This window comes from Pseudomonas sp. PI1, assembly GCF_000812405.1.
GTDB lineage: Bacteria > Pseudomonadota > Gammaproteobacteria > Pseudomonadales > Pseudomonadaceae > Pseudomonas > Pseudomonas citronellolis.
Genome location: NZ_JWMC01000012.1, coordinates 1 through 15,723, shown reverse-complemented (window position 1 = coordinate 15,723; position 15,723 = coordinate 1). Strand labels below are relative to the sequence as shown.

Below are 15,723 nucleotides of genomic sequence, written 5' to 3'. Positions count from 1 at the left end.
AGGGAGAGGGAGCCGTTCGGCGTTGGCGGGAAGTCCGGCGTCAAACTGTAGGAGCGGGCCCTGCCCGCGAATCGCGTGCAGGGGAATGTCATGGCTGGCGCAGCGTAGGGCGGATAACCGTTCGCGGTTATCCGCCGTTTGACCTTGGCTTGAGCCGCGCCGGAGCCAACCCGTCCGCACTCAGCCCATGGCGCACCAGCACCTCGGGCAACTCGTCGGCGCGGATCAGCGCAGCGCTGGCCTGGCCCATGGCCGCCGAGGTCTGGATGCCATAGCCGCCCTGGCCGGCCACCCAGTAGAAACCGGGCGCCTGCGGATCGTAGCCGGACACCAGCTCGCCATCGGCGAAGAACGAGCGCAACCCGGCCCAGGTGTGGCTAGGCCGGCGGATGCTCAGGGTGGTGTGTTCCTCGATGCGATGGATGCCCAGGGCGATGTCCAGCTCTTCGGGCTGCACGTCGTGGGGCTCCTCCGCGTCGGCGTTGGCCGGCGAGCCGAGCAGCAGGCCGGCGTCGGATTTGAAGTAGAAGGACTCGTCCAGGCTTACCAGCACCGGCCAGGCATGACTGTCCACGCCTTCGCCCGGAGCGAAGAGAAAGGCCGCGCGGCGCTTGGGCTGCAGGCCCAGCGGAGCGACACCGGCGAGTTCGGCCAGCTTGTCGCACCAGGCGCCGGCGGCGTTGACCAGCACTGGGGCGCGGTAGCTCTGCTGGGCCGTGCGTACTTCCCACTGGCCGTCGATATAAGCCGCGGCGAGCACCTCGCTGTCGAACTGCACGCTGCCGTCGTTGCGACGGATACCGCGCAGGTAGCCCTGCAGCAGGGCGTCGGTGTCGATGTCGGCGGCGCTGGGGTCGTACAGCGCGCCGTGGACCTTCTCGCGGCGCAGCACCGGGACCATGGCGCAGGCCTCGTCGGCGTCCAGCAGGCGCATCTCCGGCACGTTGGCGCGGGCGCTGTCGAACTGGCGGCGCAGTTCCTCGGCGTCGCCGGCGAAGTCCACGATCAACTCGCCGCGCGGGCTGAGGATCGGGTGCTCGGCGAAGCCCTCCGGCGGGGCGTCGAAGAAGGCCCGGCTGGCGGCGGTCAGGGCGCGTACCTGGGGCGTGCCGTAGGCCACGGTATACAGCGCCGCCGAGCGGCCGGTGGAGTGGTAGCCGGCGTGGGATTCGCGCTCGAGCACGGCGACCTTGCCGTGGGGCGCGAGGAAGTAGCCGGTGGAAGCGCCGGCGATACCGGCGCCGATGATCAGGAAGTCGACCTCGGTCATGGGCGTCTCTGCGTCAGGCGGGTGGCAGCGGGCGGGGGAAGGGTGATGGGCATGCCGGGGCTCCGGGATGGATGATTTTTCCATTCTGGAATTTTGGGGGTGGGGGCGGCAAGGATGGAGGGCTCTGGCGGGGAAGGGCGGCGTCAGCCTGTAGGAGCGAGCTTGCTCGCGAATGGTGCTTGACGGCGGCGGCTGTGTTTCGGGTTGAGTCCGCTCCCTCTCCCCAGCCCTCTCCCTGAAGGGAGAGGGGGCTTGTCCGTGCCGAGAGAACGAATGGTTTCAGCCGGAAACCTTCGGTGTTGCCGGCTAACTCCAGAACACCCAGTTCTGCCCAACGGTCCCCTCTCCCTTCAGGGAGAGGGTTAGGGAGAGGGAAAGGCGTTGAACCAAGCCGCCGACGTTTCCGGTGAGTGCTAGAGCTGAAACTGCGCCACCAACGCCTCCTGGCTCCCAGCCACCTTGCGCAAGTGCTCGCCGCAGTCGCGGGTGTGCGCGGCGGTCTTGCGGTTTTCCGCGGTCATGTCGCTCAGGCGGTGCATGTGCTGGTTCACTTCCTGGGTGGTGGCCGCCTGCTGTTCGGCCGCCGCGGCGATCTGGAAGGCCATGGCGTGCACGCCCTGCAGGGATTCGTCAAGGGCGCCGAGGGAGTCCAGCACCGCCTGGGTGTCGTGCTCCAGGGTGCGCGCCTGTTCGCTGGCGCCGCCCATGCTGGCCTGGGCCTGGGTGGAGGAATCGCCGAGGGTGCCGACTATGGTGACGATCTCGTCGGTGGCGCTGCGGGTGCGCTGGGCCAGGCTGCGCACTTCGTCGGCCACCACGGCGAAGCCGCGGCCGGCGTCGCCGGCGCGGGCGGCTTCGATGGCGGCGTTCAGGGCCAGCAGGTTGGTCTGCTCGGCGATCGAGCGGATCACCTCCAGCACCGAGTTGATCTGCTGGCTGTCGCCGGCCAGGGCCTGCACCACCCGGTCGGCGTCGCGCAGGCCGGCGAGCAGCTGGTCCTGGCGGCCGATCATGCGCTGCAGGGTGCCCTGCATGGTAACGAAGGCCTCGCGCGCGGCGGCGCTGCCGTCGGCGCTGCGGCTGGCGCTGCCGGCGATTTCCTGCACGGTGGCGGCCATCTGGTCGACGGCGCTGACCACCATTTCCAGGGCTTCCTGCTGCTGGTCGAGGTGGCTGCTGGTGCGTCCGGCGGCGTCGAGGATGTCGCCGCTGGCGTCGCCCACCGCCTCGCTGGCCTGGCGCAGGCGCTCGACCACCTGGCGCCAGGCCGCGGCCATCTCGTGCAGGGCCTGCATCAGGCCGCTGGCGGCCTCGGCGCCGCCGGCCAGCTTCAGCTCGCCGTTGGCCAGGCGCTGGGCCAGGGCCGCCATGCTCGCCGGTTCGCCGCCCAGCGGGCGCATCACGCTGCGGCTGACCAGCCAGGTGCCGGCGGCTACGCCGGCGAGGGTCAGCAGGCCCAGCACCAGCATCTGCCACATCAGCTTGCGCACCGGGGCGAAGGCCTGGTCCTGGTCCATTTCCGCCACCAGCGCCCAGTGCAGGCCGTCGAGGTTCAGCGGCACGAAGGACTTCAGCGCCGTCGCGCCGCTCAGGCCGGTCTCGGTCAGGCGTCCCTGTTCGCCGGCCAGGGCCTTTTCGCTGGCCTGGCCGGGGAGGGCGGCGGGCGCGTCGCCGGCGCGGCGCACGCGATGGTCGGCGAAACGCGCCGAGTCCGAACGCAGGCGCCCGTCGCCGCCCACCAGGTAGGTCTCGCCGGCCTCGCCCAGGCCCTGGCGGCTCTGCATCACGTCGTTGATCGCCTTCAGCGGCAGTTCCAGCACCAGCAGCAGCTGCAGCTTGTCGTGGTCCTTGATCGGCGCGGCCAGCCATTGCACCGGCTGCTTGTCGTCCAGGGCCGGCTCCAGGTCGCTGATGCTCGCCTTGCCGCTGCCCAGGGCGCCGCGGACGAAGCGCCCGAAGGGCGTGTCGCGCCATTGCGGGGCGTTCATGTTCTGCTGGTAGTCGGCGCCGCGGCCCAGGCTGAAGACCACGCTGCCGTCGCTGGCCACCAGGCGCAGCTCGCGGTAGCCGAAGGTCTTGGTGAAGTTCTCGAACACCGGGCGGTCGTAGTTGGCGGTGGTGACCAGCGCCTCGCTCTCCAGCCCCGCGTAGTTGGCGCCGAGGTTGCCGGCCAGGCTGCTGAGCTGGTCGTGGCGCGCCTGCCAGGCGTCCATCAGCTGCCGCTGCTTGATGCTGGCCACCGCCTCCAGGGCGTTCAGGCTCTGTTCTTCGAGGGCGCGGCTGGCCTGGTGATAGACCACCATGGCCATGACCAGCACCGGGATGAGGCCGATGAGCAGGAAACTGAGGGCGAGCTTGGCGCGCAAGGGCATGGGCGGGATTCCGAAGGCTTGTTCTGAAAGGCGTCGTAAAAAATTCTGCAAGAAGCGTGCAAATTTATTTACGAACGTAAACAAAATCGATCAGGCCGTTCGTTTATCTGCTCAGCTACCAGCCCCGGGCCCAGGCAGGACGATGGCCGGGTGCCATTGTTTGGTGGGGAGAGGGGAGGCGTCGTCCCGGCGGACCCGGCGGGACGAATGGGGCGTTGCGCACCGCGCCGGTGCGTCACCGCGCTCGCCTGGCGTCACCGGGCGTAACGCCGGCGGAAACGAAAAAGGCGAAGCCCGTGGCTTCGCCTTTTTCCGTTTCGCGCGGGGATCAGTGCTTGCGCGGCACCGGCTTGAGCAGCTCGGCGGGCGGCATCTCGCAGGTGATCTTGCGGCCCAGCAGCTCTTCGATCGGCGGCAGGGCGAAGGCGTCGTCCTCGCCGGCGAAGCTGATCGAGGTGCCGGTGCTGCCGGCGCGGCCGGTACGGCCGATGCGGTGCACGTAGTCGTCCGGGTCTTCCGGCAGGGTGAAGTTGATCACGTGGCTGATGGCTTCGACGTGGATGCCGCGGCCGGCCACGTCGGTGGCCACCAGCACGCGGATCTTGCCTTCGCGGAAGCCTTCCAGGACCTTGATGCGCTTGTGCTGCGGCACGTCGCCGGACATCTGCGCGGCGCTGATGCCGTCCTTGGTCAGGCGTTCCTCGATGCGGCGGACTTCGTCCTTGCGGTTGGCGAAGACCATCACGCGGGTCCAGTCGTTCTGCGCGATCAGGTTGTACAGCAGCTTGTACTTGTCGCTGCCGGCCACGGCGTAGACGTGCTGCTCGACGGTGTCGCTGGCGACGTTCTCCGGCTCGATCTCGACGATGGCCGGGTCCACGGTCCACTGCTTGGCCAGGTTCATCACGTCGTCGGTGAAGGTGGCGGAGAACAGCAGGGTCTGGCGCTCGCCCTTGTACGGGGTCTGGCGGATGATCTGGCGGACCTGGGGGATGAAGCCCATGTCGAGCATGCGGTCGGCCTCGTCCAGCACCATCACCTCGACCATGTCCAGGTGCACCTCGCCGCGCTGGTTGAAGTCCAGCAGGCGGCCGGGGGTGGCCACGAGGATGTCGCAGTAGCGCGATTCGAGGGTCTTGAGCTGCTTGTCGAAGTCCATGCCGCCGACGAAGCTCATGACGTTCAGCCCGGTGTACTTGGCCAGGCCCACGGCGTCCTTGGCGATTTGCACCACCAGCTCGCGGGTCGGCGCGATGATCAGCGCGCGCGGCTCGCCCATGTAGCGTTCCTTGGGCGGCGGCGTCTGCAGCAGCTGGGTGATGATCGAGATGAGGAAGGCGGCGGTCTTGCCGGTGCCGGTCTGGGCGCGGCCGATGGCGTCCTGGCCCCTGAGGGTGAAGCCCAGCACCTGCGCCTGGATCGGCGTGCAGTAGGGGAAGCCGAGGTCGTGGATGGCGTGCATCAGCCGCGGGTCGAGGTTGAAGTCGTGGAAGCGCGTCTTGCCTTCGGCCGGCTCGACCACGAAGTCTTCCAGCTTCCAGTTGTCCACAACCTGCGCCTTGGGCTTGCGCTCGCGGCGCGGGCGCTCGGTCTTCTCGGTTTTTTCGCGCGGCGGCTTGTCGGTGCGCTCGGCCTTCTCCGGGCGGTCGCCGCCGCGGTCCTGGCGTTCGCCGCGCGGCTTGTCGCCCTTGGGCGGGCGCGGCGGCTTGTCGTTGCGTTCGCCTTCGGGGCGGGGAGCGCGCGGCTTGCGCGGGCGCTGTTCGCCGTCCTGGCTGGCGGCTGCGGGGGAGGAGGGGGCTGGGGTGGGCGTTGCGGCGGGCTGCTCGCCCTCGCCCTTGCCGAAGATTTTCTTGAGTGCCTTGAGCACGGTGATCTCGTAGTGGTTAAGGATTGAACGGCCGCCAGTGTAAAGCAAGTTGCCAGCCAGGCGAAATCCGTGCGTTGGGGGCGTCGGCCAAAGCCTGCCGTGGATCAGCCGCAGAGGCGGTTGCGGCCGTGCTGCTTGGCCCGGTACAGGGCCTCGTCGGCGCGCCGCAGCAGGCCCTGCAGGCTTTCCTGCAGGTGCATCTCGGCCACGCCGAGGGACACGGTGACGCCGGGCAGGGCGCCCAGCGGGGAATAGAAGGAGTCGATCTGCTCCAGGCTCATGCGCAGGCGCTCGCCGATGGCGCGGGCCTCGTCCAGGCTCACTTCCGGCAGCAGGATGACGAATTCCTCGCCGCCGAAGCGCGCCATGCTGTCCTTGGGCCGCAGCTGGCTGCGCAGGGTGTGGGCCACCAGGCAGAGGGCGTAGTCGCCGGCCAGGTGGCCGTGGCGGTCGTTGTAGTCCTTGAAGTGGTCGACATCCAGCATGAGCATCGCCAGCGGCTGCTCGTTGAACGCGCAGCGGGTGCTCTCGCGCTCGTAGACGTGCTCCAGCCAGCGCCGGTTGAACAGCCCGGTGAGGGTGTCGATGTTGGCGTTCTGCTCGGTGTTGAGGATGATCCGGTTGCCCTGGCGCACCCGCGCGCAGAGCATCTCCAGCAGGTTCTGCATCAATTGCGGGGAGTGCTCGAACAGGCTCAGCAGCGCCTCGCGGTGCAGGCGCAGCACGCGGGTGGCCTCGGTGGCCACCACGTAGGCCGACGGGTGGTCATGGTCGATGAAGCTGATTTCCCCGGCGCAGTCGCCGCTGCCCAGGGTGGACACCGGGGAATTGTCCAGCGAGCCGAGGTAGACCTTGAGCTGCCCTTCGAGCACCAGGTAGAGGAAGTGGTTGCGGTTGAAGGGCGAAAGCAGGACCTCGCCGGCCTCCAGCTCCAGCGCGCGGAATTCGTTGAGCAGCCGCTGCAAGGCGGTCCCGGCGACGTTCTGGAACAGCCGCAGGTGGCGCAACTGCTGGATATCCTGCTGCCACTGTGTCGGCTTCATGGCTGGTGGGGCTTTCGACAGGTTCCGCTGAGGGGCACGACGACTCTCCGTAGTCTGGTTCGTCCTTCGGGAACTTCAGTATTAATGACTTTTGCGTACTGGCAATTCGCTGGCGTGGTGGACCGACCAGCGGTCGGCCCAGCCTGACGACTATCCCGCGAGAGGCCCGCAATGCGCCGTCACAGGCGCTCGCGCAGCCAGGCGGCGATGTCGGCGATCTCCTGGTTGCTGACTTCGTGGGCCATGGGGTAGTCGCGCCACTGCACGGCCACGCCCTGCCGCAGGAGGAAGTCGTAAGCGGCGCGGCCCATGGCGGGCGCCACCACGTCGTCGTAGGTGCCGTGCAGGCACAGCGCCGGCTGCTGCTTCTTCGCTTCGGGCAGCTGCAGGTCGTCGTCGAAGGTCGGACCATAGGTGGACAGCGCCATGACCCCGCCCAGCTCGCCCGGCCAGCGCAGGTAGCCGGTGTGCAGCACCACCGCGCCGCCCTGGGAGAAGCCGGCCAGGACGATGCGCCGCTGCGCGATGCCCTCGGCCAGTTGGCCCTCGATCAGCGCGATCACCGCGTCGGCCGAGGCGTCCAGCTGCGCCTCGTCGATGGCCCGGGCCGGCGCCATGGCCTTGATGTCGTACCAGCTGGGCGCCGGCATGCCGTTGAACACCGTCACCGGGCGGGTGGGCGCCTGGGGCAGGATGAAGCGGGTGCGCGGCAGGACCTTCTGCAGCATGCGCGCCACCGGTTCGAAGTCGTAACGGTCGGCGCCCAGACCGTGCAACCAAATGACGCACGAGTCGGCCGGCTGGGTGGGTTCGAGTAGCAGGGGTTGGCTCATCGGGGGCTCCAGGATGGGGCATGTGCGCCGCAAAGGCGCGCACACCGGAAAAAGGATCGGCGAATCTGCGAAAAGGATGTCGCTTTGCCATAACTTATCGACTTGACCTTCGCCGAAACGGGGGGCGGGAAGCATTCTGGTACGGCCCTTGCTAACTCAGGCACCAGGCTGCGATCCGTCCCGCCGGCGTAACACTCTATCCGACCCCCATCCGGAAACCAGTGCCGTCGGCGGGGCGGGCAGCCCATTGAACAGGCCGCCAAGGTGAGGGCGGCCCCCGCAATACGTCCGGCTCGCGTCATCCGCGAGCGGGGCAGCCTGGGCGGCGAAGCGGACGTATCCGCAGAGCCGGCTAGACTGACCTAAGGTTTCCACTTCGATGCAAGGTCCGGAGCAGACCGTGCGGCGCCTCACAAGGGCGAGTGGGCCGGGACTCCAACACGAATAAAAGCAAACTGGAGGTGATCGATGAAGATGGTGAAATCCACACTGGCGGTGCTGACCGCTCTGAGCGTCCTCGGGCTCAGCGGCATGGCCCAGGCCGGCGCCACCCTGGACGCGGTGAAGAAGAAGGGCTTCGTGCAGTGCGGCATCAGCGACGGCCTGCCGGGCTTCTCCTACGCCGATTCCAAGGGGGTCTACAAGGGCATCGACGTCGATGTCTGCCATGGCATCGCCGCCGCGGTCTTCGGTGACGCCAGCAAGGTCAAGTTCACTCCGCTGACCGCCAAGGAGCGCTTCACCGCGCTGCAGTCCGGCGAGATCGACGTGCTCTCGCGCAACACCACCTGGACCAGTTCCCGCGACAGCGCCATGGGCCTGAACTTCGCCGGCGTGACCTACTACGACGGCCAGGGCTTCCTGGTGAACAAGAAGCTCGGCGTGAGCAGCGCCAAGGAGCTGGACGGCGCCACCGTGTGCATCCAGGCCGGCACCACCACCGAGCTGAACCTGTCCGACTACTTCCGCTCGAACAACCTCAAGTACACCCCGATCACCTACGACACCTCCGACGAAAGCGCCAAGTCGCTGGAATCCGGGCGTTGCGACGTGCTCACCTCCGACCAGTCGCAGCTCTACGCGCAGCGCATCAAGCTGGCCAAGCCGGACGACTACGTGGTGCTGCCGGAAGTGATCTCCAAGGAGCCCCTCGGCCCGGCCGTGCGCCAGGGCGACGAGGAATGGTTCGACATCGTCCGCTGGACGCTGTTCGCCATGCTCAATGCCGAGGAGCTGGGGATCGACTCGAAGAACGTCGAGCAGATGGCCAAGTCCTCGAAGAACCCCGACATCAACCGCCTGCTGGGCGCCGAGGGCGACTACGGCAAGGACCTGAAGCTGCCGAAGGACTGGGCGGTGCAGATCGTCAAGCAGGTCGGCAACTACGCCGAGATCTTCGAGCGCAACGTCGGCGAAGGCAGCGAGCTGAAGATCAAGCGCGGCCTCAATGCCCTGTGGAACAAGGGTGGTCTGCAGTACGCACCGCCGGTGCGCTGACCTCCCACAGCCCGCGCCCGGATCCTGGGCGCGGGCCCTGTTTCGAACGACGTGAGGTCCCCCGCGCGGTCACGGGCGTAGCCCCGTGCCCGCCGGGGCGGCCTGCGAGAGGGCTTACATGCAGAATTCCGTCAAAGCCCGGCGCCCGCGCGGCCTGTCGCTCAGCGACCCGGCCGTGCGCGCCTGGGCCTTCCAGATCATCGCCGTCGTCGCCGTGGTGGCGTTCGGCTGGTTCCTCTTCGACAACACCCAGACCAACCTCGCCCACCGCGGCATCCAGTCCGGCTTCGGCTTCCTGGGCAACAGCGCCGGCTTCGGCATCTCCCAGCACCTGATCGACTACAGCGAGTCCGACACCTACGGGCGGGTGTTCTTCGTCGGCCTGCTCAACACCCTGCTGGTGACCGTGATCGGCATCGTCCTGGCGACCATCATCGGCTTCGTCCTCGGCGTGGCCAGGCTGTCGCCGAACTGGCTGGTGCGCAAGATCGCCACGGTGTACATCGAGACCTTCCGCAACATCCCGCCGCTGCTGCAGATCTTCTTCTGGTACTTCGCCGTGCTCGCGCAACTGCCCGGGCCGCGGCAGAGCCTGAGCGTCGGCGGTCTGCTGTTCTTCAACAACCGCGGCATGCAGATGCCGGCGCCGGTGGCCACCGAGGCGCTGCCGGCCTTCCTCATCGCCGTCCTCCTGGCCATCGTCGCCTGGGCCGTGCTCTGGCGCTGGGCCAAGGTGCGCCGCCACGCCACCGGCAAGACCTTCCCGGTGTTCCTCACGGGCCTGGCCACGCTGATCGTGCTGCCGGCGCTGACCATCCTGGTGGCCGGCGTGCCGGTGCACTGGGACGTGCCGGTGCTGCAGGGCTTCAACTTCCGCGGCGGCTGGGTGGTGATCCCGGAGCTGGTGTCCATCGTCCTGGCGCTGTCGATCTACACCGCCGCCTTCATCGGCGAGACGGTGCGCGCCGGCATCCAGGCGGTCAGCCACGGGCAGACCGAGGCCGCCGGCTCCCTGGGCCTGCGCCCGGGGCAGACGCTGCGGCTGATCATCATTCCGCAGGCGCTGCGGGTGATAGTGCCGCCTTTGACCAGCCAGTACCTGAACCTGGCGAAGAACTCCTCGCTGGCCGCCGGCATCGGCTACCCGGACATGGTCTCGCTGTTCGCCGGCACCGTGCTCAATCAGACCGGCCAGGCCATCGAGACCATGGCCATCACCATGAGCGTGTACCTGGCCATCAGCCTGAGCATCTCGCTGCTGATGAACTGGTACAACAAGCGCATCGCGCTGATCGAACGCTAGGGGGACGCCATGGCAAACCATACCTTCAAGCCCGATCTGCCGCCGCCGGCGCTCAGCGTCGGGGTCATCGGCTGGCTGCGCGCCAACCTGTTCTCCAGCTGGATCAACACCCTGCTGACCCTGGTCGGGCTCTACGTCATCTGGCTGATCGTCCCGCCGCTGCTGGAGTGGGCCGTGTTCAAGGCCGACTGGGTCGGCGAGAGCCGCGCCGACTGCAGCCGCGAGGGGGCCTGCTGGGTGTTCATCAGCACCCGCATCGGCCAGTACATGTACGGCTTCTACCCCGAGGCGCTGCGCTGGCGGGTGGACCTCAACGTGCTGCTGGTGGTGGTCGGCGCCGCGCCGCTGTTCCTGCGCCAGTTCCAGCACAAGCTCAAGTACGGCCTGGCCTACCTGCTGGCGCTGCCGCTGGTGTCCTACTGGCTGCTGCACGGCGGCTTCCTCGGCCTGGACAACGTGCCCACCAGCCAGTGGGGCGGCCTGATGCTGACCGTGGTGATCGCCGCCGTGGGCATCGCCGGGGCGCTGCCGCTGGGCATCCTGCTGGCCCTGGGGCGGCGCTCGAAGATGCCGGCGATCAAGGTCCTGTGCGTCACCACCATCGAGTTCTGGCGCGGCGTGCCGCTGATCACCGTGCTGTTCATGTCCTCGGTGATGCTGCCGCTGTTCCTGCCCGAGGGCATGAACCTGGACAAGCTGCTGCGCGCCATGGTGATGGTGGTGCTGTTCGAGGCCGCCTACATCGCCGAGGTGGTCCGTGGCGGCATGCAGGCCATCCCCAAGGGCCAGTACGAGGCGGCCGCGGCCATGGGCCTGGGCTACTGGCGGATGATGGGCCTGGTGATCCTGCCCCAGGCCCTGAAGCTGGTGATCCCCGGCATCGTCAACACCTTCATCGCGCTGTTCAAGGACACCAGCCTGGTGATCATCATCGGCCTGTTCGACTTCCTGAATAGCATCAAGCGCGCCACCGCGGACCCGGCCTGGCTGGGCATGTCCACCGAGGGCTACGTGTTCGCCGCGCTGGTCTACTGGGTCTTCTGTTTCGGCATGTCCCGCTACTCCATGCACCTGGAGCGCAAGCTGGACACCGGCCACAAGCGTTAGGAGTTCGTCATCATGTCTGAAGCCAGCAACAAGACCGTCCCGGCCATCGGCGATCACGTGATGATCGAGATGAAGGGCGTGAACAAGTGGTACGGCCAGTTCCACGTGCTCAAGGACATCAACCTCACCGTGCGCCAGGGCGAACGCATCGTCCTCTGCGGCCCGTCCGGTTCGGGCAAGTCCACCACCATCCGCTGCATCAACCGCCTGGAGGAGCACCAGCAGGGCAGCATCATCGTCGACGGCACCGAGCTGACCAACGACCTCAAGCAGATCGAGGCGATCCGCAGCGAGGTCGGCATGGTGTTCCAGCACTTCAACCTGTTCCCGCACCTGACCGTGCTGCAGAACTGCATCCTGGCGCCGATGTGGGTGCGCAAGATGCCCAAGCGCGAGGCCGAGGAAGTGGCCATGCACTACCTGGAGCGGGTGCGCATCCCCGAGCAGGCGGGCAAGTTCCCCGGGCAGCTCTCCGGCGGCCAGCAGCAGCGCGTGGCCATCGCCCGGGCGCTGTGCATGAAGCCGAAGATCATGCTGTTCGACGAACCCACCTCGGCGCTCGACCCGGAAATGGTCAAGGAGGTGCTGGACACCATGATCGGCCTGGCCCAGAGCGGCATGACCATGCTCTGCGTAACCCACGAGATGGGCTTCGCCCGCACCGTGGCGAACCGGGTGATCTTCATGGACAAGGGCGAGATCGTCGAACAGGCGCCGCCGGACCAGTTCTTCGACAACCCGCAATCCGACCGCACCAAGCTGTTCCTCAGCCAGATCATCCACTGAGCCCGCGCGGCGCGGCCCCCGCGGGCCGCGCCGCATCCCTGGCGTCCGAAAGCCGTCGCAAAGCCGTCCTACGCTCGTCAGCGCCCTTGGCGCTGCGGGTGCGCTTCGGCGTATCCTGGCCTTTTCCACGCCCACCAAGGCCGGCCGGCTGAACTCGGCCGTCGGATCGGTGTTCCGATACCCAGGAGCATCCTGTGGAAACCCACGGATGGGCTATACGTTGAAATAGCTCGCACTGCCGCCTGACTGAAGAGAAGCGCCGTGAACCTGACCCTCACTCCGTTGAACCTGAGCAAAGCCAAGGCCTGGAGCGCCCACGCGGTGACGGCCAGCGGCGTCATCCTGGCCCTGCTGGCGCTGCTCGCGCTGGTCGACAACCGCCCGCAGGCCTGCCTGTTGTGGCTGGGCGCGGCCCTGCTGGTGGACGGCCTGGACGGCACCCTGGCGCGCAAGTTCGACGTCAAGGCGGTATTGCCGCACTTCGACGGCTCCACCCTGGACCTGGTGATCGACTACCTCACCTACGTGTTCATCCCGGCGATCTTCATCTACCGCTACGTGCCGCTGCCGGTGCACAGCGAGCTGGCGATCGTCGGCGTCATCCTGGTGTCTTCGCTGTTCTGCTTCTGCAACGTGAACATGAAGAGCAAGGACAACTACTTCGTCGGCTTCCCGGCGGCCTGGAACGTGGTGGCGGTGTATTTCTTCGTCCTCGGGCCCGGCCCGTGGGTGAGCCTGGTCACGGTGCTGGTGCTGGCGGCCCTGACGCTGACGCGGATGAAGTTCCTGCACCCCTTCCGGGTGCGCCAGTTCATGCCGCTGAACATTGCGGTGACCTTCGTCTGGATGTTCAGTAGCGCGTTGCTGATCCTGCAGCAGCCGGTGGACCAGACCTGGCTGTTGTGGCTGTGGTTCGTGGCTTCGGCGTATTTCGTCGGCGTGTGTGTCTGGCGGACGGCCATGGAGTGGTTCAACTGAGGCAGGGCGGGGCGTTCCGGTTTCATCGCAGGGCGGAGTCCGCTCCTACGGCATGAGCGAGCATGGCTCTTCGTAGGATGGTGTTGAGCGAAGCGATACCCATCAGCGTCACCGCATGGGTTTCGCAAGCTCAACCCATCCTACGGGGTGTCATATTTGCTGGAAGGTGTAGGAGCGGGCCCTGCCCGCGATTTCGCGCGCAGGGCGCGCTCCTACATTGGAATGGCTTGGGTTGGGCGGCGTAGGAGCGGACTCTGTCCGCGATTGGATTCCCCGGCCACGCCGGACGCCCCGGTGGCACGACCAACGGCGGATAACCGCGAACGCTCATACGCCCTACGTTCGCAGGAATGACGGGTTTCAGAACCGTTACGGAGGCGGCACCCGAGCCACCCGGCGAACCCTGTCATGTCTGATAGCACTCCGACAGGGCTCGCCGCGGCGCCTGGCATGCGCTTAAATACCAGGCGAGCCCGCGCAGGAAGCCTCGCCATGATCACCCTGTTCCAGTTCCCCCCGGCCTTCAATGTGCCCAACGTCAGCCCCTTCTGCCTGAAGCTGGAGACTTTCCTGCGCCTGTCCGGGCTGGAATACCAGGTGCAGCACGTGACGGACCCGCGCAAGGGGCCCAAGGGCAAGCTGCCCTTCGTCAAGGTCGAGGGGCAGACCGTTGCCGATACCGAGATCATCATCCACGACCTCCAGCAGCGCTTCGCCCTGGACCTGGACGCCGGCCTCGACGCCCGCGGGCGTGGCTGGGCGGTGTCGATCACGCGGCTGTGCGACGAGCACCTGGCGCCGCTGCTGGTGTACTTCCGCTGGCTGGAGGACGACGGCTGGCGCCAGGTCGCCCCAGTGCTGCTGCGCGGCATCCCGGCGCCGCTGCGGCCGGTGGTCGGCGCGCTGGTGCGCCGCAAGATCCGCGGCGAGATGCGTGGCCGCGGCCTGACCGCCCACAGCCGCGAGGAACTGCTGAGCTTCGCCCGCCAGGACCTCGACGCCCTCGACGGCATGCTCGGCGACCTGCCGTACTTCGGCGGCGCCCAGCCCTGCAGCGCCGATGCCGCGGCCTACGGGATACTCGCCAACCTGGTGCTGTGTACCCTGGAAACCCCCCTCAACCACATGGCGCGCGAATACGAGCGCCTGGTCGGCTACTGCGAACGCATGCAGCAGCGGGTCTGGACATGACCCAGGCCGAGCCCAAGCCCTGGTTCGTCTACCTGGTGCGCGCCGCCAACGGCGCGCTCTACTGCGGCATCAGCGACGACCCGCAGCGGCGCTTCGAGGCGCACTGCAGCGGGCGTGGCGCGCGCTTCTTCCATTCCAGCCCGGCGCAGGCGCTGGTATACGTCGAGGCCTGCGCCGGCAAGGGCGAGGCGCTGCGCCGCGAGCGGGCGATCAAGGCCCTGGGCAAGCCGGCCAAGGAACGCCTGGCGCTGGCCGGCGCGGCCCTGGCCATCAGCGCGGCGGATGGCCGTCCATAGCTTCGACCGGGTAGGACCGCGCGCCGCGGCGGAGTAAGCTGGAAGGCCCTCAACGCCGGCCAACGGAGCCCCGCATGTCCGAGCTGATCCTGCACCACTACCCGACCTCCCCCTTCGCCGAGAAGGCCCGCCTGCTGCTGGGCTTCAAGCAGCTGTCGTGGCGCTCGGTGCTGATCCCGCCGATCATGCCCAAGCCCGACCTGCTGGCGCTCACCGGCGGCTACCGCAAGACGCCGGTGCTGCAGGTGGGGGCCGACGTCTACTGCGATACCGCACTGATCGCCCGCCGCCTGGAGCAGGAGAAGGCCACCCCGGCGCTGTTCCCCGAGGGCCAGGAGTTCAGCGTTGCCGCCTTCGCCGCCTGGGCCGATTCGGTGCTGTTCCAGCATGGCGTGAGCCTGGTGTTCCAGCCCGAGTCCATCGCCGTGCGCTTCGGCAAGCTGCCGCCGGAATTCCTCAAGGCCTTCGTCGCCGACCGCAGCCAGCTGTTCAGCGGCGGCAGCGCCGCGCGCCTGCCGGCCGAGCAGGCGCGGCAGCAATGGCCGGTGTTCATGGCGCGGCTGGAGCAGCAACTGGCGCGGGAGGAGGGCGACTTCCTGTTCGGCGAGCCGTCCGTGGCGGATTTCGCCGTCGCCCACGTGCTCTGGTTCGTCAAGGCCACTCCGGTGACCTCGCCGCTGGTGGACGCCTACCCGTCGGTGGTGGCCTGGCTGGGCCGGGTGCTCGGCTTCGGCCATGGCGCGCACAGCGAGATGAGCGGCGAGGAAGCCATCGCCGTGGCCCGCGACAGCCAGCCGGCGGCGCTGCCGGACGAGCCGTTCAGCGACGCCAACGGCCTGCGGGCCGGCCAGCGGGTGGCCATCGCGGCGACCGACTACGGCGTCGATCCGGTGGAGGGGGAACTGCTGCACGTGGGCAGCGAGGAACTGATCCTGCGCCGCGAGGACCCGCGCGCCGGGGTGGTGCATGTGCATTTCCCGCGGCTGGGGTTCGCCGTCGAGGCGCGCTGAAACGCAGGAGTCACGGCCCTTGGCCTTTGGCCCGAAAAGCGCCAGCCACGCCATTCCCTTCACGCCATTCCCTTGTAATTGGATGGACTCACCCTCACCGAGGCGTCGAGGCGCCACGGTGGCGGTCTAAGAAGCCACCGACAGTGAGGGTGAGTCCATGAAAAAGCATA

Annotated in this window: 12 protein-coding genes and 1 pseudogene; 8 read left to right on the top strand and 5 right to left on the bottom strand. The window is 67.9% G+C overall.

Annotated elements, in window-relative coordinates:
- Positions 1 to 127 precede the first annotated feature (127 nt).
- The 5 genes and pseudogenes from RN02_RS05270 to RN02_RS05250 all read right to left on the bottom strand — a co-directional run bounded on the left by RN02_RS05270 (position 128) and on the right by RN02_RS05250 (position 7,385).
- Positions 128 to 1,270: an NAD(P)/FAD-dependent oxidoreductase gene (locus tag RN02_RS05270; RefSeq protein WP_043313465.1), complete on the bottom strand. Its 1,143-nt coding sequence runs from the start codon at positions 1,268 to 1,270 to the stop codon at positions 128 to 130.
- Positions 1,271 to 1,683: 413 nt separating this feature from the next.
- Positions 1,684 to 2,193: pseudogene (locus tag RN02_RS34650) on the bottom strand (methyl-accepting chemotaxis protein); the annotation flags it as partial.
- Between the two features lie 1,777 nt (positions 2,194 to 3,970).
- Positions 3,971 to 5,509: an ATP-dependent RNA helicase RhlB gene (gene rhlB, locus RN02_RS05260; protein ID WP_009616114.1), complete on the bottom strand. Its 1,539-nt coding sequence runs from the start codon at positions 5,507 to 5,509 to the stop codon at positions 3,971 to 3,973.
- 104 nt (positions 5,510 to 5,613) lie between these two features.
- Positions 5,614 to 6,552 carry a GGDEF domain-containing protein gene (locus RN02_RS05255; protein WP_009616115.1) on the bottom strand — a complete coding sequence of 313 codons (939 nt, stop codon included), beginning with the start codon at positions 6,550 to 6,552 and terminating at the stop codon, positions 5,614 to 5,616.
- A gap of 179 nt (positions 6,553 to 6,731) precedes the next feature.
- On the bottom strand, positions 6,732 to 7,385 hold the full coding sequence (locus RN02_RS05250; RefSeq protein WP_009616116.1) for an alpha/beta hydrolase: 654 nt from the start codon (positions 7,383 to 7,385) through the stop codon (positions 6,732 to 6,734).
- A gap of 468 nt (positions 7,386 to 7,853) precedes the next feature.
- On the opposite strand from RN02_RS05250, the gene RN02_RS05245 reads away from it, so the two are divergent.
- From RN02_RS05245 to RN02_RS05210, 8 genes are all read left to right on the top strand, one after another.
- Positions 7,854 to 8,882 carry an amino acid ABC transporter substrate-binding protein gene (locus tag RN02_RS05245; protein ID WP_043273082.1) on the top strand — a complete coding sequence of 343 codons (1,029 nt, stop codon included), beginning with the start codon at positions 7,854 to 7,856 and terminating at the stop codon, positions 8,880 to 8,882.
- 118 nt (positions 8,883 to 9,000) lie between these two features.
- On the top strand, positions 9,001 to 10,185 hold the full coding sequence (locus tag RN02_RS05240) for an amino acid ABC transporter permease (RefSeq protein ID WP_043273080.1): 1,185 nt from the start codon (positions 9,001 to 9,003) through the stop codon (positions 10,183 to 10,185).
- 9 nt (positions 10,186 to 10,194) lie between these two features.
- On the top strand, positions 10,195 to 11,292 hold the full coding sequence (locus RN02_RS05235; RefSeq protein ID WP_043313461.1) for an amino acid ABC transporter permease: 1,098 nt from the start codon (positions 10,195 to 10,197) through the stop codon (positions 11,290 to 11,292).
- Positions 11,293 to 11,304: 12 nt separating this feature from the next.
- On the top strand, positions 11,305 to 12,078 hold the full coding sequence (locus tag RN02_RS05230) for an amino acid ABC transporter ATP-binding protein (RefSeq protein WP_043273076.1): 774 nt from the start codon (positions 11,305 to 11,307) through the stop codon (positions 12,076 to 12,078).
- A 261-nt stretch (positions 12,079 to 12,339) separates the two neighbouring features.
- Positions 12,340 to 13,056, top strand: a complete 717-nt coding sequence (gene pcsA, locus RN02_RS05225) for a phosphatidylcholine synthase (protein ID WP_099049080.1) — start codon at positions 12,340 to 12,342, stop codon at positions 13,054 to 13,056.
- Positions 13,057 to 13,548: 492 nt separating this feature from the next.
- Positions 13,549 to 14,247 carry a glutathione S-transferase C-terminal domain-containing protein gene (locus RN02_RS05220; RefSeq protein ID WP_043313459.1) on the top strand — a complete coding sequence of 233 codons (699 nt, stop codon included), beginning with the start codon at positions 13,549 to 13,551 and terminating at the stop codon, positions 14,245 to 14,247.
- Entirely contained in the window at positions 14,244 to 14,543 is a 300-nt protein-coding gene (locus RN02_RS05215; RefSeq protein WP_043313457.1) for a GIY-YIG nuclease family protein, read from the top strand. Before RN02_RS05220 ends, RN02_RS05215 begins: the two co-directional genes overlap by 4 nt.
- Before the next feature lie 74 nt (positions 14,544 to 14,617).
- Positions 14,618 to 15,553, top strand: a complete 936-nt coding sequence (locus tag RN02_RS05210; RefSeq protein WP_043313455.1) for a glutathione S-transferase family protein — start codon at positions 14,618 to 14,620, stop codon at positions 15,551 to 15,553.
- Positions 15,554 to 15,723: the final 170 nt, after the last annotated feature.